The 19,860-nt window shown below is 70.1% G+C and carries 20 protein-coding genes and 1 pseudogene; 13 read left to right on the forward strand and 8 right to left on the reverse strand.

Translation table 11 applies throughout. The features are described from left to right. Positions 1-95: 95 nt before the first annotated feature. A pseudogene (locus tag ACTWQE_RS03005) lies at positions 96-890 on the forward strand (ATP-binding domain-containing protein); the annotation flags it as partial. A gap of 387 nt (positions 891-1,277) precedes the next feature. Here the strand turns inward: ACTWQE_RS03005 and ACTWQE_RS03010 are convergent. Next, positions 1,278-1,958 carry a copper homeostasis protein CutC gene (locus tag ACTWQE_RS03010; protein WP_443327208.1) on the reverse strand — a complete coding sequence of 227 codons (681 nt, stop codon included), beginning with the start codon at positions 1,956-1,958 and terminating at the stop codon, positions 1,278-1,280. Positions 1,959-2,014: 56 nt separating this feature from the next. On the opposite strand from ACTWQE_RS03010, the gene ACTWQE_RS03015 reads away from it, so the two are divergent. After that, positions 2,015-2,668, forward strand: a complete 654-nt coding sequence (locus tag ACTWQE_RS03015) for an HD domain-containing protein (protein ID WP_443327209.1) — start codon at positions 2,015-2,017, stop codon at positions 2,666-2,668. 335 nt (positions 2,669-3,003) lie between these two features. Here ACTWQE_RS03015 and ACTWQE_RS03020 read toward each other — a convergent pair whose 3' ends face one another. After that, on the reverse strand, positions 3,004-3,264 hold the full coding sequence (locus ACTWQE_RS03020) for a DUF4031 domain-containing protein (RefSeq protein ID WP_443327210.1): 261 nt from the start codon (positions 3,262-3,264) through the stop codon (positions 3,004-3,006). 2 nt (positions 3,265-3,266) lie between these two features. Continuing rightward, a complete protein-coding gene (locus ACTWQE_RS03025; RefSeq protein WP_443327211.1) occupies positions 3,267-3,629 on the reverse strand; it encodes a hypothetical protein in 363 nt (120 codons plus the stop codon). A 315-nt stretch (positions 3,630-3,944) separates the two neighbouring features. Between ACTWQE_RS03025 and ACTWQE_RS03030 the strand changes: the two genes are divergently transcribed. From ACTWQE_RS03030 to ACTWQE_RS03050, 5 genes are all read left to right on the forward strand, one after another. Continuing rightward, complete coding sequence (locus tag ACTWQE_RS03030; RefSeq protein WP_443327287.1) at positions 3,945-4,829, forward strand: MurR/RpiR family transcriptional regulator; 885 nt, start codon at positions 3,945-3,947, stop codon at positions 4,827-4,829. Positions 4,830-4,860: 31 nt separating this feature from the next. Then, positions 4,861-5,808 carry an N-acetylmuramic acid 6-phosphate etherase gene (murQ, locus tag ACTWQE_RS03035; protein WP_443327212.1) on the forward strand — a complete coding sequence of 316 codons (948 nt, stop codon included), beginning with the start codon at positions 4,861-4,863 and terminating at the stop codon, positions 5,806-5,808. A gap of 489 nt (positions 5,809-6,297) precedes the next feature. Beyond that, positions 6,298-7,944, forward strand: a complete 1,647-nt coding sequence (locus ACTWQE_RS03040) for a PTS transporter subunit EIIC (RefSeq protein WP_443327213.1) — start codon at positions 6,298-6,300, stop codon at positions 7,942-7,944. A 361-nt stretch (positions 7,945-8,305) separates the two neighbouring features. Beyond that, positions 8,306-9,931 carry a hypothetical protein gene (locus tag ACTWQE_RS03045; protein WP_443327214.1) on the forward strand — a complete coding sequence of 542 codons (1,626 nt, stop codon included), beginning with the start codon at positions 8,306-8,308 and terminating at the stop codon, positions 9,929-9,931. A gap of 358 nt (positions 9,932-10,289) precedes the next feature. After that, positions 10,290-11,933: a hypothetical protein gene (locus ACTWQE_RS03050; protein ID WP_443327215.1), complete on the forward strand. Its 1,644-nt coding sequence runs from the start codon at positions 10,290-10,292 to the stop codon at positions 11,931-11,933. A gap of 214 nt (positions 11,934-12,147) precedes the next feature. Here ACTWQE_RS03050 and ACTWQE_RS03055 read toward each other — a convergent pair whose 3' ends face one another. The 4 genes from ACTWQE_RS03055 to ACTWQE_RS03070 form a co-directional block, all read right to left on the reverse strand. Then, positions 12,148-13,350, reverse strand: coding sequence for a cytochrome P450 family protein (locus ACTWQE_RS03055; protein ID WP_443327216.1), 1,203 nt, complete (start codon positions 13,348-13,350; stop codon positions 12,148-12,150). A 78-nt stretch (positions 13,351-13,428) separates the two neighbouring features. Further along, entirely contained in the window at positions 13,429-13,689 is a 261-nt protein-coding gene (locus tag ACTWQE_RS03060) for a DUF7848 domain-containing protein (protein ID WP_443327217.1), read from the reverse strand. After that, positions 13,686-13,895: a hypothetical protein gene (locus ACTWQE_RS03065; RefSeq protein WP_443327291.1), complete on the reverse strand. Its 210-nt coding sequence runs from the start codon at positions 13,893-13,895 to the stop codon at positions 13,686-13,688. Before ACTWQE_RS03065 ends, ACTWQE_RS03060 begins: the two co-directional genes overlap by 4 nt. Then, on the reverse strand, positions 13,892-14,122 hold the full coding sequence (locus ACTWQE_RS03070) for a hypothetical protein (RefSeq protein ID WP_443327218.1): 231 nt from the start codon (positions 14,120-14,122) through the stop codon (positions 13,892-13,894). Before ACTWQE_RS03070 ends, ACTWQE_RS03065 begins: the two co-directional genes overlap by 4 nt. Before the next feature lie 113 nt (positions 14,123-14,235). Between ACTWQE_RS03070 and ACTWQE_RS03075 the strand changes: the two genes are divergently transcribed. From ACTWQE_RS03075 to ACTWQE_RS03100, 6 genes are all read left to right on the forward strand, one after another. Next, the gene (locus ACTWQE_RS03075) at positions 14,236-15,069 is read left to right on the forward strand and encodes a helix-turn-helix domain-containing protein (protein WP_443327219.1); all 834 of its coding nucleotides are present in this window, start codon (positions 14,236-14,238) and stop codon (positions 15,067-15,069) included. Next, positions 15,059-15,265 carry a DUF397 domain-containing protein gene (locus ACTWQE_RS03080; protein WP_443327220.1) on the forward strand — a complete coding sequence of 69 codons (207 nt, stop codon included), beginning with the start codon at positions 15,059-15,061 and terminating at the stop codon, positions 15,263-15,265. Before ACTWQE_RS03075 ends, ACTWQE_RS03080 begins: the two co-directional genes overlap by 11 nt. A 523-nt stretch (positions 15,266-15,788) precedes the next feature. Beyond that, complete coding sequence (locus tag ACTWQE_RS03085) at positions 15,789-16,253, forward strand: hypothetical protein (protein ID WP_443327221.1); 465 nt, start codon at positions 15,789-15,791, stop codon at positions 16,251-16,253. 396 nt (positions 16,254-16,649) lie between these two features. Beyond that, positions 16,650-17,120 carry a hypothetical protein gene (locus ACTWQE_RS03090; RefSeq protein ID WP_443327222.1) on the forward strand — a complete coding sequence of 157 codons (471 nt, stop codon included), beginning with the start codon at positions 16,650-16,652 and terminating at the stop codon, positions 17,118-17,120. A 641-nt stretch (positions 17,121-17,761) separates the two neighbouring features. Then, a complete protein-coding gene (locus ACTWQE_RS03095; RefSeq protein ID WP_443327223.1) occupies positions 17,762-18,340 on the forward strand; it encodes a Uma2 family endonuclease in 579 nt (192 codons plus the stop codon). Between the two features lie 139 nt (positions 18,341-18,479). Then, entirely contained in the window at positions 18,480-19,271 is a 792-nt protein-coding gene (locus ACTWQE_RS03100; RefSeq protein WP_443327224.1) for a VOC family protein, read from the forward strand. 179 nt (positions 19,272-19,450) lie between these two features. On the opposite strand, the gene ACTWQE_RS03105 is transcribed toward ACTWQE_RS03100, so the two are convergent. Next, positions 19,451-19,762, reverse strand: coding sequence for a hypothetical protein (locus tag ACTWQE_RS03105; protein WP_443327225.1), 312 nt, complete (start codon positions 19,760-19,762; stop codon positions 19,451-19,453). Positions 19,763-19,860 lie beyond the last annotated feature (98 nt).

The raw sequence follows: 19,860 nt of genomic DNA on the forward strand, positions 1-19,860 counted from the left end.
GTCCAGCGACGGACCACCGGTGACCGCTCGGCGTACTCGCCGAGGACGACCACCTTGAACGCGGCGCCCACGTACACGCGGATCGCGCGCAGCGCGTCTGGGGGAAGCCGGGCCGGAGCGTGAAGTCCGCCCAGTGGTCCTCGGCCGACGCGGTACTGGTCGACGAGGCCTCGGATCTCGTCGAGCGCACGCACTCGCTCGGGCATGTCGTCCTGGACGAGGCACAGGACCTCTCCCCCATGCAGTACCGCGCGGTGGGCCGTCGCTGCTCGACGGGTTCCGCGACCGTACTGGGCGATCTGGCCCAGGGCACCACTCCCTGGGCGACGGGGAGTTGGCCGGAGGCCCTGTCCCATCTCGGGAAGGCGGACGCGCGGATCGAGGAACTGACGGCGGGCTTCCGGGTGCCGCGCGAAATCATCGCGTACGCCTCGCGACTCCTTCCCGCGATCGCACCGGGCCTCGCGGAGGCGACCTCGGTCCGGGAGGCGCCGGGATCGCTCGTCGTACGAGCCGTGGACGCTCCCGCGGACCTGCCCGCCTCGGTCCTGGCCGCGTGCCGGGACGCGCTGGCGCAGGAGGGGTCGGTGGGGCTGATCGCGGCGGACGCACGTGTTCCGGTGCTCGTCGCGGCCCTCTCGGAGGCAGGCCTCGGCCACCTCTCCCCCGGCGAGGAGACCTCCGCCGAGGCACGGCTCACCCTCGTCCCGGCCTCGCTCGCGAAGGGCCTGGAGTACGACTACGTGGTGCTGGACGAGCCGGCGGCGGTGGTCGACGGCGAACCGGACGAGCGCACGGGGCTGCGCCGGTTGTACGTGGCCCTGACGCGAGCGGTCTCGGGCCTCACGGTGGTCCACGGGGCGCCTCTCCCCTCGGCCCTGAGGCTCTGACCGCTCGCTCGCGCCCGTGCGTGGAACCGATCCGGAGCGGACCAATTCCTGGATCGGTCCCGGTCAAGGTCCACCGGACCGCGGCCACACCGACACTGCCCGGACCTGGTCCGCAGCGAGCCCCGTCCGAGCACCCACCGGACCCCGGTCCGGGAGCGTTGCCCGGGACTGTCCGCGTCATGGTGACGGGGGCCGCGACCTCCGGGTGGGGGTCCTGGAACGTCCATTTACGGGCCTGGCGGCCCACACATACTCCCCTGGCCTTCGGCATGGGGGACCCCAGGTTTCCAGAACCCCACCCTCCGGCCCCGTCCCCCTCCCCACTCGGCCACAACAACCACGACTCGCACAACCCACCGCAATGGGCACCCACTCTGGTGGAGACTGTCAGAGCGCGTTGCGCCACTCGCGGACCGCCGCCGCCGAGACCGGGGAGGCCCAGCCTGCGGGGCGTGCCGCGGTGCCGATGTGGAAGGCGTCGATCCCGGCGGTGCGCAGTGTGGACACGTGATCCAGGCGGAGGCCGCCGCCGACCATGAGCCGCGCCTCGTAGCCCGGTTCACCCGAGCGCGCCGCCTCCGCGAGGAGCGTCGGCAGACCCTCGTCGACCCCGGCCGCCGACCCGGCCGTCAGGAAGGTGTCGAGGCCCGGCAGTCCGGCGAGCTGCTTGCGCGCCGCGTCACGATGGCGGGTGCGGTCGATGGCTCGGTGGAAGGTCCACCCGCAGCCTTCGATCACGGCGACCAGCGTCTCGACGGCCACCAGGTCCGGGTGCCCGTCGTGGTCCAGGAAGCCGAGTACGAACTCATCGGCTCCCTCCGCAAGCAGCTCCTCGGCCCTGGCGCACAGCCCGTGCACCCCCTCGGCGGAGAAGCCGGGATCGCTCCGGAGCATGACGCGCAGCGGAAGGTCCACCGCTGCCCTGACCTCCGCGAAGACCTCACGGGAAGGGGTCAGCCCATCGGCCGCCATATCGGTGACCAGTTCGAGACGGTCCGCCCCTCCGGATCGCGCGGCGATCGCGTCCTCGGCATTGAGGGCGACGACCTCGAGGATTGGTCTAGACATATCTCAAGGTTGCCACACGGGGACCACCGCCGGAAGCTGTGGCACACAATTGATTCATGGCAGCCACCGCCACCCATGACATCCTTCTCGCCCGCTGGTCCGACCTGCTGCGCCGCTGCCAGGAGGACCCGACCCCGGACCCCGTCCCGTACGGTGAGAACCTCCTCGCCCGATGGGCCGAACCCCAGCGGCGATATCACACCACACACCACCTGCTGGACGTTCTCGACCGCATCGAGGAGCTGGCGCACCACTGTGCGGACCCGGACGCGGTCCGGCTCGCCGCCTGGTTCCACGACGCCGTCTACCTGCCGGAGCGCTCGGAGAACGAGGAGCGCAGCGCGCGTCTCGCCGAGCGCGCCCTGCCCGAAGCGGGCGTCTCGGCGACGCGCACCGCCGAGGTGGCACGGCTCGTACGGCTCACGGTCACCCACGATCCGGAGCCCGGGGACGCGGACGGCGAGGTGCTGTGCGACGCGGACCTCGCCGTCCTCGCAGGCCCCCCACAGGCGTACGCGGCCTACGCCGCCGCTGTCCGCCAGGAGTACGGCTTCGTCCCGCACGACGCCTTCCGCGACGGCCGCGCCGCGGTCCTGCGCCAACTGCTCGGGCTGCCGCGGCTGTTCCGCACGGACACCGCCCACGACCGCTGGGAACGCACCGCCCGCCACAACATGACCGGGGAACTCGAACTCCTCACCGTGACGTGACGGCAGCGGAGCCCTGTCCCCGACCGGGCGAAGAAACCGGAACGGAGCCCGGCCCGGAACGGGCGAAGGAATACGGCAAGCGGAGCCCCCGACGGCGGGCGGGGGCCCACCACGCACCCGCGCCGCAAAACCCACCGCACCACAAAGCACCCCGCCCCACGCGCGGCAGCGGCCCCGCCGACGAGGCGCGGAAACGGGCCCCGCCCACCACGCCGGGAGCAACCCCACCCCGCAAGACCAGGAACGGGCCCAGCCCCGCAACGTGAGGAACGGGCCCAGCCCGCAAAAGCGCGGAGCGGCCCCGCCGGCGAGGCGAGGAGCCCGTCGGCCAGGCGTCAGCGCCCCTTCGGCCGCCGCAGCCCCGCCTCCGTCAGCCGTCGTACCAGCTCCTTGCTCCCCACCTCGATCGCGCCCGCCCCCACCGCGTCCCCGTAGCGATGGCTCGGCACGTCGTAGTGATCCCTCTCGAACGCCCTCTCCGGCGCCCCGATCCGCGCCGCGAAGGCATGGAGCTCCTCGTAGGAGACATCACTGACCATGTGCGACCACATCCGCCCGTGCCCGGGCCAGGTCGGGGGATCGATATATATCGCCACGGTCAGCTCCCCATGGCCGGGCCCAGGCGGCCCACCGGCGCGACCACCACGCCCGCCTTGCCGCACACCCAGTGCGGATCGGCGCCCAGCTCCGGTTCCACATCCAGGGCATGCGGGTCCCCGCCCTCCGTGCACACCGGGCACAGCGGCCACCGCCCGTACCGCTCGAGCAGGGCGTCCTGGACGTCCTGGGCCACCAGGCCCACCACGAACTCCACGCCTGGGGGCCACTGTTCGACCCACCACCGCCGGTGCGCCACCGCGTCTTCGACGAGCGATACGACATCGGCCTGGGCCACGCCCCCCGCCGTCAGGTCGGCGATGATCAGGGCGCGGGCAGCGTGCAGTGCCTGCTCAAGCTCCATGAGGCCCATTGTCGCCCCGCCCGGGGAGGGGTTGACTCCACCCCTGCCTGAAAATACCTTCCAAGGGTGAGCAGCAACATGAAGGAAACTTTCAGCGGCAACCGAGGCGGCGGCACCGGCAACCGAGGCGGCGACGCCGGCGCCGGCAACCGCGGCACCGGCCCCGGGAGCGCAGGCACCGACAGCGCGGCCACCGGCAGCCGGGGCAGCAGCGCGGGCACCGGCCCAGCCGGCGACCCGGGGACCAGCCGAGGAAGCAGCCCGGGGACCGGCCGGGGCAGCAGCGCCGACCGCGGCCGAGGCACCAGCAGGGGCATGGCTCCGCCCGCCCCCGCCGCCCTCGCCGCCAAGGTCCGTACGCTCGGCCCCTCGATGACCCGTTCGATGCAGCGGGTCGCCGAGGCCGTGGCCGGCGACCCGGCGGGCTGCGCCGCGCTCACCGTCACCGGTCTCGCCGAGCGCACGGGCACCAGCGAGGCCACCGTCGTCCGTACCGCCCGCGCCCTCGGCTACCCCGGCTACCGCGATCTGCGCCTCGCCCTCGCCGGTCTCGCCGCCCAGCAGCAGTCCGGGGCCGCACCGGCCGTCACGGCCGGCATAGCGGTCGACGACCCGATCTCCTCCGTGGTCGCGAAGCTCGCACAGGAGGAGCAGCAGTGCCTCGCCGACACCGCGGCCGGTCTCGACACGGCCCAGCTCGAGGCGGCGGTCACGGCGGTCGCCACCGCCCGCCGCATCGATGTCTACGGCATAGGGGCGTCGAACCTGGTGGCGCAGGATCTGGTGCAGAAGCTGCTCCGCATCGGCCTCATAGCCCACGCCCACGCGGACCCCCATCTCGCGGTCACCAACGCCGTACAGCTGCGGAGCGGCGATGTGGCCGTCGCCATCACCCACTCCGGCCGGACGACCGACGTCATCGAACCGCTGCGCGTCGCCTTCGACCACGGCGCCACGACCGTCGCGATCACCGGCCGGCCCGACGCCGACGTCGCCCAGTACGCGGACCATGTCCTGACGACCTCCACCCCGCGCGAGAGCGAGCTGCGGCCCGCGGCCATGTCGAGCCGTACGAGCCAGCTGCTGGTGGTGGACTGCCTGTTCATAGGTGTCGCCCAGCGGACGTACGACTCGGCGGCACCCGCCCTCTCCGCTTCCTACGAGGCCCTGGCCCACCGCCACAGCCCCAAACGCATCTGACCTTCCGAACACTTCCGGGAGAGCCACCCCCATGACCTGGACCGCCGATTCCGGTTCCGAACGGCTGCGCGCCGAGCTGGACACCCTCACCACCGAGGCGTTCCGCGGCGAGCTGGCCGATATCGACCAGCTGCCCACTCTCGAGATCGCGAAGATCATGAACGGTGAGGACACCACGGTTCCCACCGCCGTCGCCGGACAGCTGCCCCGGATCGCCGCCGCGATCGACGCCACGGCCGCCCGTATGGCGCACGGCGGACGGCTGGTCTACGCGGGAGCGGGGACCGCGGGGCGGCTCGGCGTGCTCGACGCGAGCGAGTGCCCGCCGACCTTCAACACCGCGCCGGCAGATGTGGTCGGATTGATCGCCGGCGGCCCCGGCGCCATGGTCACCTCGGTGGAGGGCGCGGAGGACAGCAAGGAGCTCGCGGCGGCCGATCTGGACGCGCTCGCCCTGACCTCGCGGGACACGGTCGTCGGCATCTCGGCCTCCGGCCGCACCCCGTACGCCATCGGCGCCGTCGAGCACGCAGGGGCCCGCGGCGCGCTCACCATCGGCCTGTCCTGCAACGCCGGTTCGGCCCTCGCGGCCGCCGCCGAGCACGGCATCGAGGTCGTCGTCGGCCCGGAGCTGCTGACCGGCTCGACCCGGCTCAAGGCCGGTACGGCGCAGAAGCTCGTGCTCAACATGCTGTCGACGATCACCATGATCCGGCTGGGCAAGACGTACGGGAACCTGATGGTCGACGTCCGCGCCTCGAACGAGAAGCTGCGCGCCCGCTCGCGCCGGATCGTCTCCCTCGCGACCGGCGCGTCGGACGCGGAGATCGAGACCGCGCTCGCCGCGACGGACGGGGAGGTGAAGAACGCGATCCTCACCATCATCGGCGGCGTCGACGGCCCGACGGCGGCCCGGCTGCTCGCCGACGCCGACGGGCATCTGCGGGCGGCGCTCCGCGCCGCGGAGAAGTCTGCCTGACAGTCCGTCAGGCCGGCCCGGCCCTCCAAGGGCACCGGCCGCGCTGGTGACCGTTGCTCAAGACACGGGCCCGGTTGCGTGCAGCTGTTCCGGCCGGCCCCCGACCCCGTAGTGAGCAGCCTCTCCGGCGGGGCGGTGATGCCTCCAGGTGATGCGCTGGGGCACCAACCGGCACCCGGCTCGCACCGGACGTACCTGCTGCCCCGGCCCAGCGCACCAGCCCGCCTCCACCCACACCAGCCCCGACGCCTTCACCCGACTCGCGCCCCGCGGCCCGACCTCACCCGACTCGACCGAACCGCGCCCCACGTCCGACCTCGACCGACCCGCGCCCCGATCTCGTCCGACCCGCGCCGGTGCCGCGCCACCCCGCGCGGCGAGGCGCGGATCGAAGCGGCGCCGTGGCACCGACGTGCCACCCCAGCCGTACCGCCCTCGCGCCACCGGCACCGCCCCACGGCCGTGCCCCGCACAGCAAGGCCACCGCACATGGCAGCAGCACAGGACAAGAACCGCGCCACCGCCGCCGCGATCCTCCCCCTCGTCGGCGGAGCCACGAACGTCGTCTCCGTCGCCCACTGCATGACCCGGCTCCGCCTCGGGCTCGCGGACCGGTCCCTCGTCCAGGACGAGGCGCTCAGAGCCCTGCCCGGCGTCCTCGGTGTCGTCGAGGACGACACGTACCAGATCGTGCTCGGCCCCGGCACGGTCGCCCGGGTGACCCCCGAGTTCGAGCAACTCCTCGTATCGGAACGGGCCTCCGAAGTGGTGCGGCCCCCGCGGACCGACGAGACGGCGGAGCCGCAGGATGCCGCCTCCGGGCCCGCGGCCGAACCGCAGGACGCCACCGCCCGGCCCACGCCGGCACCCGGACCCGGACCCGCACCCGCACCCGCACCGCACCCCGCCACCGCCGACGAACTCGCCGCGCAGGGCGCCGCGATCAGATCGGCGCGGAAGCAGCGGAACGCCACCCCGTTCAAGCTCTTCCTGCGCCGGATCGCCGATATCTTCGTCCCCCTGATCCCCGCCCTCATCGGCTGCGGCATCGTCGCGGGCATCAACGGCCTGCTGACCAACCTCGTCAATACGGGCCACGCCACCTGGGCGACCTCCCTCGTCCCGGCCCTCTCCGTCATCGCATCCGGTTTCCTGTCGCTGATCGCGGTCTTCGTCGGCCTCAACACGGCCAAGGAGTTCGGCGGAACGCCCGTCCTCGGCGGCGCGGTGGCGGCGATCATCGTCTACGCGGGTGTGGCGAACGTCAGCTTCCTCGGCCAGAAGCTCTCACCCGGCCAGGGCGGAGTGCTGGGCGCGCTGGCCGCCGCCCTGCTGGCGGTACACGTCGAGAAATGGTGCCGCCGCTGGGTCCCGGAGTCCCTGGACGTCCTGGTCACCCCGACCCTCACCGTCCTGATCTCCGGTCTGGTCACCCTCTTCGGTCTGATGTTCCTCGCGGGCGAGGTGTCGACGGCCATCGGCACCTTCGCCGACTGGCTGCTGGCCACGGGCGGGATCTTCGCCGGATTCGTCCTCGGCGGGCTGTTCCTGCCGCTGGTCATGCTGGGCCTGCACCAGGCCCTGATCCCGATCCATACGACGCTGATCCAGCAGCAGGGCTACACCGTGCTCCTCCCCATCCTCGCCATGGCGGGCGCGGGCCAGGTCGGCGCGGCCGTGGCGGTCTATCTGCGGCTCCACAGGAACACCTCGATCCGCAGGACCATCCGCTCAGCCCTCCCGCCCGGCTTCCTCGGCATCGGCGAACCGCTCATCTACGGCGTGTCCCTCCCGCTCGGCCGCCCTTTCATCACGGCCTGCGTGGGCGGGGCCTTCGGCGGCGCCTTCGTCGGGATGTTCAACCAGCTGGGCGACGCCGTCGGCTCGACCGCCATCGGCCCCTCCGGCTGGGCGCTCTTCCCGCTCCTGGACGGCAACACGGGCCTCGGTACGGCGGTGGCCGTCTACGCGGGCGGCCTGCTGGCCGGTTACGTCGCGGGGTTCGTCGCCACGTACTTCTTCGGTTTCAGCCGACAGATGCTGACCGAGCTGAACGCCCCGCAGGACGCGGCCACGGTGGCGGCCGAACCCTCGGGATCCCTGCTGCAGGGGGCGAGCGGAGCCGGTCCGCGCTGAGTGAGCGACCCGCCGGCCGTCGCGGCCAATAGGCCATGTGGTCCGTCCGGCATCCCCCCCGGCGGGGCCGCCACCACGCAGGGACGTCACCGCATCGGTGGTCGCGGAAAGCTCCGATTCCTCAATACCGCGGCGTTCGCAGATGACGGTCATCGCGAAAAAGGCGTCGGCACTGACGAGATCGGTGCGGTCGGAAAGGCCATGATGGCGCGGCAGCCGGTCCGGCCACGACGCGGTAGCGACCAGCCGACTCGGTAGGCCAAGCGGGGGAACACCGGGGGATTCCATGTCCCGGCAGACGCGGACATCGTTGAAAGAGAGAGGGAGAAGCTTTCAACACTCTGAGTCCGCCGTGGGAGAAATGGTGCAGCTGCAGAAGATCAGGAGGGCCACGCTGGCGGCCCTGATGGTGGGCGGACTGGCGTCCACCGGTTCCGGGCTCGCCTTCGCCGACAACCATGGCGCCACCGCGACCGGCGGCTCCGGTAGCGAGGATGTGTTCCAGCAGAACACCGCCCAAGACCACCGGCAGAACAACAACTGTGCCAACACGAACAGAACGTCTCTCCCTGGAGAGCTGACGGGGAGCCGCGCGGAAACCCGCTGTGCGACCGGGGACGCCTCCTTCAACAAGCGGACCGTGACCAAGGGCGGCGGTGCGCACGCCACCGGCGGCTCCGCAGAATTCGACGCGTTCCAGCAGAACACGGCACAGAAGGGCCGCCAGAACAACAACTGCGCCAACCACAACCTCCCCTTCACCGTCGGTGATTCGGCCGGCGGTCAGGTGGCGACCCACTGCTCCGACAAGGACCGCTCCCACAACAAACACACCCTCACCAAAGGCGGCGGCGCCCACACCACCGGCGGCTCCGGCGCAGGCGTGCTCCAGCAGAACACGGCCCAGGAGGGCCGCCAGAACAACACCTGCACCCACCTCAATGCCGGTGGCATCAACGCGAGCGACGGCGGCCGCGTGGACAGCCACTGCGCCAACAAGGACCGCTCCCACAACAAACACACCCTGGCCAAAGGCGGCGGCGCCCACACCACCGGCGGCTCCGCCGTCGGTGTATTTCAGCAGAACACGGCCCAGGAAGGGCGCCAGAACAACACCTGCACCAACCCCAACAACTCCAACATCAACGCGAGCGACGGCGGCCGCGTGGACAGCCACTGCGCCAACAAGGACCGCTCCCACAACAAACACACCCTCACCAAGGGCGGCGGCGCCCACACCACCGGCGGCTCCGCCACGGACCAGGTGTTTCAGCAGAACAGGGCACAAGAAGGCCGACAGAACAACAACTGCGCCAACCTCGCCAACTCCGGTGTCGGCACGACCGGCGGCCGGGTAGCGAACAGCTGCGCCAACAAAGACCACTCCCACAACAAACACACCCTCACCAAGGGCGGCGGCGCCCACGCCACCGGCGGCTCCAGCGGAGGCGGCACGGTGCACCAGCAGAGCACGGCGCAAGAGGGCCGACAGAACAACAACTGCGCCAATCCCAACGTCTCCGGTGCCGGCACGACCGGCGGCCGCGTGGACAGCCACTGCGCCAACAAGGACCGCTCCCACAACAAACACACCCTGGTCAAGAGCGGCGGCGCCCACGCCACCGGCGGCTCCGCCGCAAACAGCAGCTTGTTCCAGCAGAACGCGGCGCAGGAGGGCCGCCAGAACAACAACTGCAGCAACCTCAACGTCTCCAGCATCAGCGCAGATGGCGGCCGGGCGGAGGCTCGTTGCGCGACAGTCGATCACTCCGTCAGCAAGGGCACGACTGAGATCAACGGCGGCGCCAAGGCCGTAGGGGGCTCCAGCACGGCGGAGCTGGCCCAGCAGAACACCGCTCAGGAAGGGCGGCAGAACAACAACTGCGCCAACCCCAATGGCGTGAACCTCACCGCCACCGGAAGCCGTACCCGGGCCCAGTGCGTCGCTGTCGACAACTCCAGGAACATCCGCTCCGGCCACCGGTAGACACCGCACGCACGAGCCTCCCCCACGTCGCGACACCCGGCCCCGCCCTTTCCCGGGCGGGGCCGTCGCCGCACAGGGACCTCACCGCCTCGGTCCTCACGGGAAAGCCGCTGACCATGATGCCGGGGCCTTTACGGATGATGGTGACCGGCAGCGGAAGGCGTAGGCACTGACGAGATCGGCGCGGCCGGAGAAGGCCATACGTCGAGGCAGCCGGTCCGGCCACGACGCGGAGGCGACCAGCCGACTCGGTAGGCCAAGCGGGGGGCCCACCGGAGCATTCCATGTCCCATCGGGCTCGGAAGCCGTTGAGGCGAGAGAGGCGGAAGGTTCAGCACTCCGAGTCCATGTGGGAGAAATGGTGCAGCTGCAGAAGATCAGGAGGGCCACGATGGTGGCCCTGATGGTGGGTGGACTGGCGTCCACGGGTTCCGGGATCGCCTTCGCCGGTGGCGGTGGCGCCACGGCCACCGGCGGCTCCAGCACGGGCGGTGATCTGTTCCAGCAGAACACCGCCCAGGTGCACCGGCAGAACAACAACTGCGCGAGCCCGAACAGCCTGATGGCGGACCCCGCCCCGACCGGGTTCCGCGGGGAAACCAGCTGCGTGACCGGTGATGCCTCCTTCAACAAGAACGCCGCGGCCAAGGGCGGCGGCGCCCACACCACCGGCGGCTCCGGGGACCTCTCCGTGGAGCAGCAGAACACCGCGCAGACAGGCCGGCAGAACAACAACTGCGCCAACCCCAACGACTTCACCCTCACCGCGATCGGCGACAGCCGGGCGGACAGCCGGTGCACCGACAAGGACCGCTCCCGCAACAAGCACACCCTGGTCAAGGGCGGCGGCGCCCACACCACCGGCGGCTCCGCCACGACCACCGTGAGCCAGCAGAACACCGCCCAGGAAGGCCGGCAGAACAACAACTGCGCCAACCCCAACACCACCACTCTCACCGCGATTGACGGCAGGGTGGACAGCCGGTGCACCAACAAGGACCGCTCCCGCAACAAGCACACCCTGGTCAAGGGCGGCGGCGCCCACACCATCGGCGGCTCCAGCGCTCCCGGCTTTGTGACTCAGCAGAACACCGCCCAGGAAGGTCGGCAGAACAACAACTGCGCCAACCCCAACCAGTCCGATGTTGTCGCGAGGGACGGCGGCCTGGCCGCCAACCAGTGCACCAACAAGGACCGCTCGAAGAACAAGCACACCCTCACCAAGGGCGGCGGCGCCCACACCATCGGCGGTTCCAGCGCGGCGGTCGGCGTGGTCCAGCAGAACACCGCCCAGGAAGGCCGACAGAACAACAACTGCGCCAACCCCAACAACTCGACCATCGTCGCAAGCGAGGGCGGCCTGGCCGCCAACCAGTGCACCAACAAGGACCGCTCGAAGAACAAGCACACCCTCACCAAGGGCGGCGGCGCCCACACCATCGGCGGCTCCAGCGCAGCGGTCGGCGTGAGCCAGCAGAACACCGCCCAGGAAGGCCGACAGAACAACAACTGCGCCAACCCCAACGGCTCCACCATCGTCGCAAGCGAGGGCGGCCTGGCCGCCAACCAGTGCACCAACAAGGACCGCTCGAAGAACAAGCACACCCTCACCAAGGGCGGCGGCGCCCAGTCCACCGGCGGCTCCAGCGCGGGCGGCGTGTTCCAGCAGAACACCGCCCAGGAGGGCCGACAGAACAACAACTGCGCCAACCCCAACCTGTCGGACATCAACCTGCCGGACAGCCGGACCGTGGCGCGCTGCAAGACGGTCGACCACTCCAAGAACGTGGGCACCGCCGAGATCGGTGACGGCGCCAAGGCCACCGGCGGCTCCAGCACGCTCGGCCTGTTCCAGCAGAACACCGCTCAGGAGGGCCGGCAGAACAACAACTGCGGCAACCCCAACAACCTCACCCTCACCGCCACCGGCAGCCGCTCCCAGGTCCGGTGCGTGGCCGTCGACAAGTCCAAGAACATCGGCTCCGGCCACCACCACCGGTAGCCACCGGCACACACGCCAAAGCCCGCATCCCACGTCGCGCACGGCCCCGCCCGCATCCCCGGGCGGGGCCGCCGCCTTTCCAGGCATCGCCGACGTGAGGCGAACACAGGGGCGCTGCCGGGTGCCGGTACGGATCCCTCAGGGCATCCTGGCCACGGAAAACCCCGGCTCCGGCCCCCGGGTGAGCACCGGCACGGCACACCCGTAGGGGGCCCTACCAGCGCACCGGCAGCGTACGCAGACCGCGCAGCAGGCTCGGGCGCCAGTCCGGGGCGGCGGTCGGGTCCTCAAGAGCCAGGTCCGGGAAGCGGCTCAGGAGTGCGGGCAGCGCCACCATGGCTTCGAGCCGGGCGAGCGGGGCCCCGAGGCAGTGGTGGATGCCGTGGCCGAAGGCGAGCTGAGCGCGGTTCGCGGCGGGATCGCGGTGGATGTCGAAGCGCTCGGGAGCCGTGAAGTGCGCCGGGTCCCGGTTGGCGGCGGCGAGGGACAGCACGACCCGCTCGCCCTGCGGTATCGCGGTGCCCGCCAGCGTCAGGGGCTCGGCGGTGTAGCGGTACGCGGCGATCTGCGTCGAGGGCTCGTAGCGGAGCGTCTCCTCGATCGCGCCCTCCACGAGCCCCGGATCCGCGCGCAGGGCCGCGAGCTGGCCCGGGTGACGCAACAGCAGGTCGACGGCGCTGGAGATCAGGTTGACGGTCGTCTCGTGTCCGGCGACGAGCAGCAGGAAGGCCATGCCGAGGAGTTCCTCGGGCGTGAGGTGGTCGCCGTCCTCGTCGTGGGTGCGGACGAGGGCGTGCAGCAGGTCGGCGTCCTCCCCGGGCGCGACGCGCCGCTTCTCCTCGATGAGGCCGTGGAGATACGCGGTCATGGCTCCCGCCGCGGCGGCCGCGGCGTCAGCCTCGGCGACGGCGACGATCGCGCTGGACCAGCCGTGGAACGCCTCGCGGTCCTCCGGCGGAACGCCGAGGAGTTCGCAGATGACGGTGATCGGCAGCGGAAAAGCGTAGGCACTGACCAGGTCGGCGCGGCCGGAGGGCGCCATCGCGTCGAGGAGTCCGGCGGAGATCCGCTCGATACGCGGGCGCAGCTCCGCGATGCGACGGGCAGTGAACTGGCGGGAGACGAGGGCGCGGAGCCGCGTGTGGTCGGGCGGGTCGACCTGGAGCATATTGCGGCCGATCGCGTAGCCGCCGTCGCTCTCGAACTCGGTCGAGTGCCGGATGTCGTTACGCAGCCGGGGATCGGTGAGAGCGGCGCGCACGGCGTCGTACCCGAGGACCATCCAGACCCTCTCACCGGCGGGCATCCGTACCCGGTGAACCGGGCCCTCGGCGAGGAGTTCGCGGTAGAGGGGGTACGGGTCGGCGAAGAAGTCGGGGGTGGCGGAGGTCAGTTCGGTGATGTGGTCGATGCTCATGGCGACTCCCAGTTAAGTGGGGGATGGTCCCCGATTACCTTTTCCGGAGCCTACCAAGAAGTGGGGAACGCTCCACAGTTACGTACGGAATCCAGGCCGCCCGCCCATTCCCCGCCAGGCCCGCCACGGCCGGGTGATCACCTCCCGATAGGTGTGATGTGACGGGTTGCGCCCCGCGTGACGGAGCGTCCAGTCCTGGGTTACGCCGACGTCCTCGCCCGTCAGCGACCTCTCGCCGCACACCGCGCACTCCATCGCGAAGGTGAGGGGTTCAGCGTCCGGTTCACGGTCAGGGGTGAGCGTCCACAGCTCCCTGCGGATCACGGTGTGCGCCGTCACGGAAGCCTGCTCTCACGGTTGAGTTCGGTCACCCGCGCCCGGAGGACCTCCCCCGGCCCGGCGGGCCGGAGCGCGTCGGGCGGGCAGTCCCACTCCCGGCCCCCACCGGGCGGCCGGAGCTGTACGTACGGGCCCTGCTGCCCCATGACCTGGCCGATCCGGCCCTGGCGCACGTCCACCACGTACGCACCGCGCTCCGGGGTCACGGCCGCCGCTCCCGCAGTACGGCCGCCAACTGCCGGGCGGTGGCGAGGTTGCAGCGCCCCAGCTCGACGAGCGGCTGTGCCTCCTCCGCCGCGCACGACACCGGGTCGATACGCAGCGACGGCAGCACGACCCCCACAGCTCTCAGCCCCTCCCGCAGTTCCGCAATGGCCTCTTCCGCCGCACGCACACGCTCAGCCGCCGCACGCCGTCGCTCTGCAGTCGTCATCGATTCCCCTTCCACGCTGAGTATTGGTGTTCTGCACACAGCGTGTTCATGCATGACTAGCCTGAACAGGGGAGGAAGCCCAACAAACCCATGTGATGTGATGAGGAGTCACCTTGCCCCCACCGAAGAAGCTCGATCCGTCCTCCTCTCCCCGCGCCCTGCTCGGCGCCGAACTCCGCCACAAGCGCGAGAAGGCCGGTATGACCCAGGAGGAGCTGGGCAGGCCGATGTTCGTGAGCGGCTCGTTCATCGGCCAACTCGAAGCGGGGACGCGGCGCATGCAGGCCGACTACGCGCGGCAGATAGACGAGATCCTGGGCACGGACGGCTTCTTCACCCGCAACTGCCGCGCGGCCACCAAGTCGCGCTACCCGGACCACTTCGCCGAGGCGGCGGAGGCGGAAGCGGTGGCCCTGACGATCAAGGAGTACGCGCCGCAGCTGGTGCCCGGGCTGTTGCAGACGGAGGCGTACGCGCGAGCGGTCTTCCGCGAGTTCCAGCCGACGGCAATGGACGAGGTCATCGACGAACTCGTGGCAGCGAGGCTGGAACGCGCCCACCTCCTCGATGATCCAACAGGCCTTATGTTTTGGGCCATCCTGGACGAGGCGGTGCTGCGAAGAGTCGTCGGCAACCCGGCAACCATGGCGGCGCAGCTGAAGCACATCTCAGGGCTGGCCCGTCGCCACCGCATCATCATGCAGGTCCTGCCCTTCACAGAGGGCGCCCACGCCGCGCTGGAAGGGTCGCTCAAGCTCATGACTTTTCAAGACGCCCCACCATTGGCCTACCTCCAAGGCCTGGGCACCGGGGAACTGATGGACGATCCGGCGCTGGTGACGCAGTACCACCTGTCCTACGATCTCGTCGGGGCCGCAGCGTTGTCTCCAGAGGCGTCCCTGACCCTGATCGAGTCGGTGGCGGAGGATTACACGCATGAGCATTGACCTGAGCACTGCGCATTGGCGCAAGTCCAGCTATAGCGGCGGCAGCGGCGGGGACTGCATCGAGGTGGCCGACGGCCTCACCGGCGTCGTACCCGTCCGGGACTCCAAGGACCCCCACGGTCCGGCGCTTGTGTTCCCGGCCAACGCCTGGACCTCGTTCGTCCAAGCCGTCAAGGACGGTGAGCTCCCCGGCTGAGCCCCGGCTCTCTTCAGGAGGCGGGTGAGTGGGCCCAACAACCACTCACCCGCCTTACGTATGGCCCGGCGCGGTTTTGCCCGACTGACGGGCTTATGGCTGCCGTGAGCAGAATTCACTCAGCAGCATTTCTGGGGCCGAGCTGCCCCAAGTCGCCATGAGCGGCCCTGCGCGGCCCCTGGACGTGACCGTCGGACTCGTGGAGGCAGGCCGTCGGCAGCAGCCGGGACCTCTCGAAACGCCGACGAGAGACTCACGTCCCGGAACGGGCGGTGCGGAAGCGCCGCGGTGCCCCACAACAATCCCCGCGTTGCGCCCGCCTGCATCCGTCAGCGGATTCGGTCAGCGGGCTACTGGCTGCGGGCTGACGCGCACCCCCTCCCACGCCTGGCCCTCAAAGATCATCCCATTGGCGTAAAACGGACACCTAATTCGTAACCACAACAGAATCCACTAGTTGCTACGAATTGGACCAAGCCGGACATACAGGTCACCGGCCCCGCCCACACGGAAGGAGAGGCTTGTGAAGCTCGCGCAGCGCATCACGGCCGCCACCGCCCTCGCACTGTCCACCATCGGACTCTGCTGCACCACCGCATCCGCCTACTCGGCGGACCCCGACATCATCTGGTGCGGCAACCCCGTCAACCAGAGCTGGACCGACACCTCCGGAGGGGACGCCCTCATCAGTCAGGTCCAAGCGGCAGTCGGCGGCGACGCCACCGGCGGCAACGGCGGCGACGGCGGCGACGGCGGCAACGGCAACGCCGAGGGCGGCGAGGGCGGCGAAGGCGGCGAAGCCGAGGGCGGCGAGGCCGAAACAGAGGAGCAGGAGGCCAACGAAAACGACCTCACCGGCGGAGACGGCGGCAACGCCGAGGTGTCCAGCGTGCAGTTCGCCAACAACAACCGATGCGGCACGATCACCGACGTGGACAACTCACTCGACATCGACAAGAGCGTCCGCGTGAAGAACAACGACTTCTAGCGCCACGACGGTCGGCATAGTCCCGACCACGGCTAACAACCACGCATGAAGCCACACCAGGCCCTGCTCGAAAACCCGCAGGCACATTGTGGCGCCTGGAATCGCCAGCACCCGGGTCGCTCCGGGTGGCCTCGCCCAACGGCACGCCACCCGGAGCCACTCCTCGCCCACAGCTACAGCCGGGCAGGTGGGCGCGGACGGCTTCCCGCCCACTCCCGGGGAAGCCTCCTCCCCTCTGCGCCGTCAGCAGTTATGCACTTACGTGTTGGCAGGCGCAGGCCATTTGGCGCAAATGAGGCACTTCATCAGCAACTCAACCAAATCCCGGCAGTTACCCATCAAGAACCGGGCCGGGCATAAAGGTCACCGGTACCGCCCACACGGAAGGAGAGGCTTGTGAAGCTCGCGCAGCGCATCACGGCCGCCACCGCCCTCGCACTGTCCACCATCGGACTCTGCTGCACCACCGCATCCGCCGCCCCGTGGGACGACGACCCCGAAATCATCTACTGCGGCAACCCCGTCAACCAGAGCTGGGTCGACACCTCCGGAGGTACCGCCGCCATCCGGCAGCTCAGCCTGGCGATTGCCGGTGACGCCGCCGGCGGCAACGGCGGCGACGGCGGCGACGGCGGCGACGGCAACGCCGAAGGCGGCGAGGGCGGCGAAGGCGGCGAAGCCGAGGGCGGCGAGGCCTCCACAGAGGAGCAGGAGGCCAACGAAAACGACCTCACCGGCGGAGACGGCGGCAACGCCGAAGTGGGCAACTACCAGGACGCCAGCGGCAACCGCTGCGGCAAGGTCACCGACGTCGACAACTCACGCACCCTCGACGAGAGCGTCCGGGTGACGAACAACGACTTCTGACGCCACGACAGGCCCAACAGGCAATCTGCTGGGCCAGTCCAACGCAGAGCGACCTGGTCGGACCGCCCTCAGCTGCGGTCCGACCAGGTCGCTTCGTCGTCAGCCGTCAGGAAGCCAACTCCCGGCGTGAACCTCATCGGCGCCAGCACCCTGCCCCTCCCGCCAAGAAACCACTGAGCGGCTGCTCTCCCGCCCCCAAGGGCCTTACATACCAGGTGATATGACGTATGGTGACCGGTTTGCCACACATCGTCGCGAAGCTCCAGCCTACGAGCAGAACGAACGCCCCCCGTCGGCGTCGGCGCGCCGGACGGGGCCTGCCCAGCAAGATCGACAGGGTAATCCGATGGCTACCGAGCACCTTGATGCCGCCCCGCAATCCGCCCGCACTCCTCACGGCGGACGCCGGTACGGAAGCTGAACGCGGCGGGCCGACACCCGCCCCGTAGGACCGGTGGCACGCCAGTGCCCATGCCTGGGCGAAGTCTCGCCCGACCGTCACCCGGGTGGCCCGGCTCCCGACCGGATCCACGAGTCCGACGCCGACGCGCTGCCCCATGAACAACCGAAGGGAACCACCCATGACAGTTCAACACGCGCCGCCCGGAGCCAGGGCACCATGGAGGGGAGGAGGCGACGCCATGACCCCCAGCACCGCTGATCACCCCCAGATGCCCGTCGAGGACTTCGAGCAGCTCGCCCGCACGGCCCCGGAGACCGTGACGCTGGAATTCATCAACGGAAAGCTGGAGGTCAAGCCGGTGCCGGACGGAGACCACGGAGCGATCATCATGTGGCTGCTCAGGCAATGCATGCAGCAGCGCCCGGAGTTGGCTCTCTATCCGGAGCAGGGGCTCAAGACAGAGAAGTACCGCAAGGGCCGCTCACGCCCCGACGGTTCCCTGGTCCCGGAGGATCATTTCGTGGGGCAGGGAGAGTGGGCCGACCCCGACGGTGTCCTGATGGCCGTCGAGGTCACTTCGCGCGATCCGGACACCGACCGCCGGGACCGCGTGGAGAAGCGCGACGGTTATGCCGCCGCCGAGATCCCGGTCTACCTGCTCATCGACCGTGACGCCTGCACGATCGCCGTCTACAGCGAGCCCGAAAACGGGAAGTACCGCGGCCGGATGTCCTACCCGTACGGAGCGGTCGTCGAGATCCCCGCTCCGGTGAGGATCACGCTGGAGACCGAGAAGCTCAAGGACTACACCCACTGACCGGCCCGGCGGGGCAGGGAACCGGCGTGGCCAGGGGGCGCCCCGAGTGGCGCCGGGGGGCGTGCATGGGGAGGGTGGCAGAAGGGGGCTGTTCGCGTTCCGGCCACCCGGGACGGCCGGACCCGACCTGGAGGCACCGATGCCCGAAGTCACCGTTCCCTACCAGCCCGGCACACCGTGCTGGGTCGATCTCGTGGCCCCCGACCAGCAGGCCGCCCTGGACTTCTACGGCGAGCTGTTCGGCTGGACCGGTGAGATCGGCCCGCCCGAGCAGGGCGGATACTCGATCTGCACGCTCCACGGACGGCCGGTCGCCGGCATCATGTCCGCGCAGGCCATGGGAGACCAGCCCACGCCACCGACCGTATGGACCACCTACGTCACCTCGGCGGACGCCGAAGCCACCGAACGGGCGATCGGCAACAGCGGCGGCACCGTGATGGCGCCCGTCATGGATGTCATGACCCTGGGGCGGATGCTGGTGGCCGCCGATCCCACGGGAGCGGTCTTCGGCGTCTGGGAGCCGAAGGATTTCATCGGCGCGGGGATCGTCAATGAGCCGGGCGCGCTGATCTGGAACGAACTCAACACCACCGACCGCGACGCGGCGGCCGCGTTCTATCCGGCGGTGCTCGGAATCGAGGTCGCCCCCATGGAAGGCGCCGAAAACTACTTCGCGCTGACCGTGAACGGCCGCACGGTCGGAGGGCTCCAGGTGCTGCCTGACGACATGCCCGGCGGCATTCCCCCGCACTGGCTGGCCTATTTCGCGGTCGAGAACACCGATGCGACCGTGGCGAAGCTGACGTCCGTCGGCGGGTCGGTACTCCAGCCACCATTCGACATGGCGGCTGGACGGATGGCCGTGGTCGCGGATCCCCAGGGAGCGCCGTTCGCCGTCATCGCCGCGACGGGCCCGAACCCCACCTGACGCCCCAGCGAACAGCAAGGCCGACAACAGGGCCAGGCGAAGAGCGCACTCACCAGTTGCTGACGCAGCACGGCGCGCCGGCCCGTCGAGTGGCGGGGTCGTCACAGGCAGGAGCGAGCGCGGAATGATGCATCCTGAGGCTTCCTGGATCTGCGAGGCCCAGGACTCCAGGCTCCAGTTCAGTTCAGCAGACTGAACAGTGATGTACAGACGATCAAGCACGCCATCGAACTCAGCAGCGCCACATACAGGCGACGAGTCTGGTCCCGCCGCCAGGCGGGAATGCTGACGTAGTACCCCGTGTACATACCGATCAGATTCAGCACCGAGAGCCAGATGAGTCCCGGATTCCTTGTCGAAACGTAGATGAAGATCCACGGGGATACCACGCCGAAGAAGATCAACGCATTCCTGTGGAACGTGTACTTGCTCTGCGTGGGCCCCTCTCGCGGAATCGGATCTCCCATATCGGGAAGCTCTGGCATCGTCATGCTATTCCTCCGTCGCACGACAGCTGTCGGGCAGAGATCAACTCGGTCTGCACCGTGCGCCTATGCGGCCCGGTTGTCGTAAGCCGAGCCGGGCACCG

Source organism: Streptomyces sp. 8N706 (assembly GCF_052245415.1).
Classification (GTDB): domain Bacteria; phylum Actinomycetota; class Actinomycetes; order Streptomycetales; family Streptomycetaceae; genus Streptomyces.

Bases quoted from the DNA above. Each gene is read 5' to 3' on its own strand.
- ACTWQE_RS03015 (WP_443327209.1), top strand. From the start codon at position 2,015: ATGGCAGCCACCGCCACCCATGACATCCTTCTCGCCCGCTGGTCCGAC.
- ACTWQE_RS03070 (WP_443327218.1), bottom strand. From the start codon at position 14,122: ATGACGACTGCAGAGCGACGGCGTGCGGCGGCTGAGCGTGTGCGTGCG.
- ACTWQE_RS03100 (WP_443327224.1), top strand. From the start codon at position 18,480: ATGCCCGAAGTCACCGTTCCCTACCAGCCCGGCACACCGTGCTGGGTC.
- murQ (WP_443327212.1), top strand. From the start codon at position 4,861: ATGACCTGGACCGCCGATTCCGGTTCCGAACGGCTGCGCGCCGAGCTG.
- ACTWQE_RS03030 (WP_443327287.1), top strand. From the start codon at position 3,945: ATGGCTCCGCCCGCCCCCGCCGCCCTCGCCGCCAAGGTCCGTACGCTC.
- ACTWQE_RS03080 (WP_443327220.1), top strand. From the start codon at position 15,059: ATGAGCATTGACCTGAGCACTGCGCATTGGCGCAAGTCCAGCTATAGC.
- ACTWQE_RS03055 (WP_443327216.1), bottom strand. From the start codon at position 13,350: ATGAGCATCGACCACATCACCGAACTGACCTCCGCCACCCCCGACTTC.
- ACTWQE_RS03010 (WP_443327208.1), bottom strand. From the start codon at position 1,958: ATGTCTAGACCAATCCTCGAGGTCGTCGCCCTCAATGCCGAGGACGCG.
- ACTWQE_RS03025 (WP_443327211.1), bottom strand. From the start codon at position 3,629: ATGGAGCTTGAGCAGGCACTGCACGCTGCCCGCGCCCTGATCATCGCC.
- ACTWQE_RS03050 (WP_443327215.1), top strand. From the start codon at position 10,290: ATGGTGCAGCTGCAGAAGATCAGGAGGGCCACGATGGTGGCCCTGATG.
- ACTWQE_RS03095 (WP_443327223.1), top strand. From the start codon at position 17,762: ATGACCCCCAGCACCGCTGATCACCCCCAGATGCCCGTCGAGGACTTC.
- ACTWQE_RS03045 (WP_443327214.1), top strand. From the start codon at position 8,306: ATGGTGCAGCTGCAGAAGATCAGGAGGGCCACGCTGGCGGCCCTGATG.
- ACTWQE_RS03105 (WP_443327225.1), bottom strand. From the start codon at position 19,762: ATGACGATGCCAGAGCTTCCCGATATGGGAGATCCGATTCCGCGAGAG.
- ACTWQE_RS03040 (WP_443327213.1), top strand. From the start codon at position 6,298: ATGGCAGCAGCACAGGACAAGAACCGCGCCACCGCCGCCGCGATCCTC.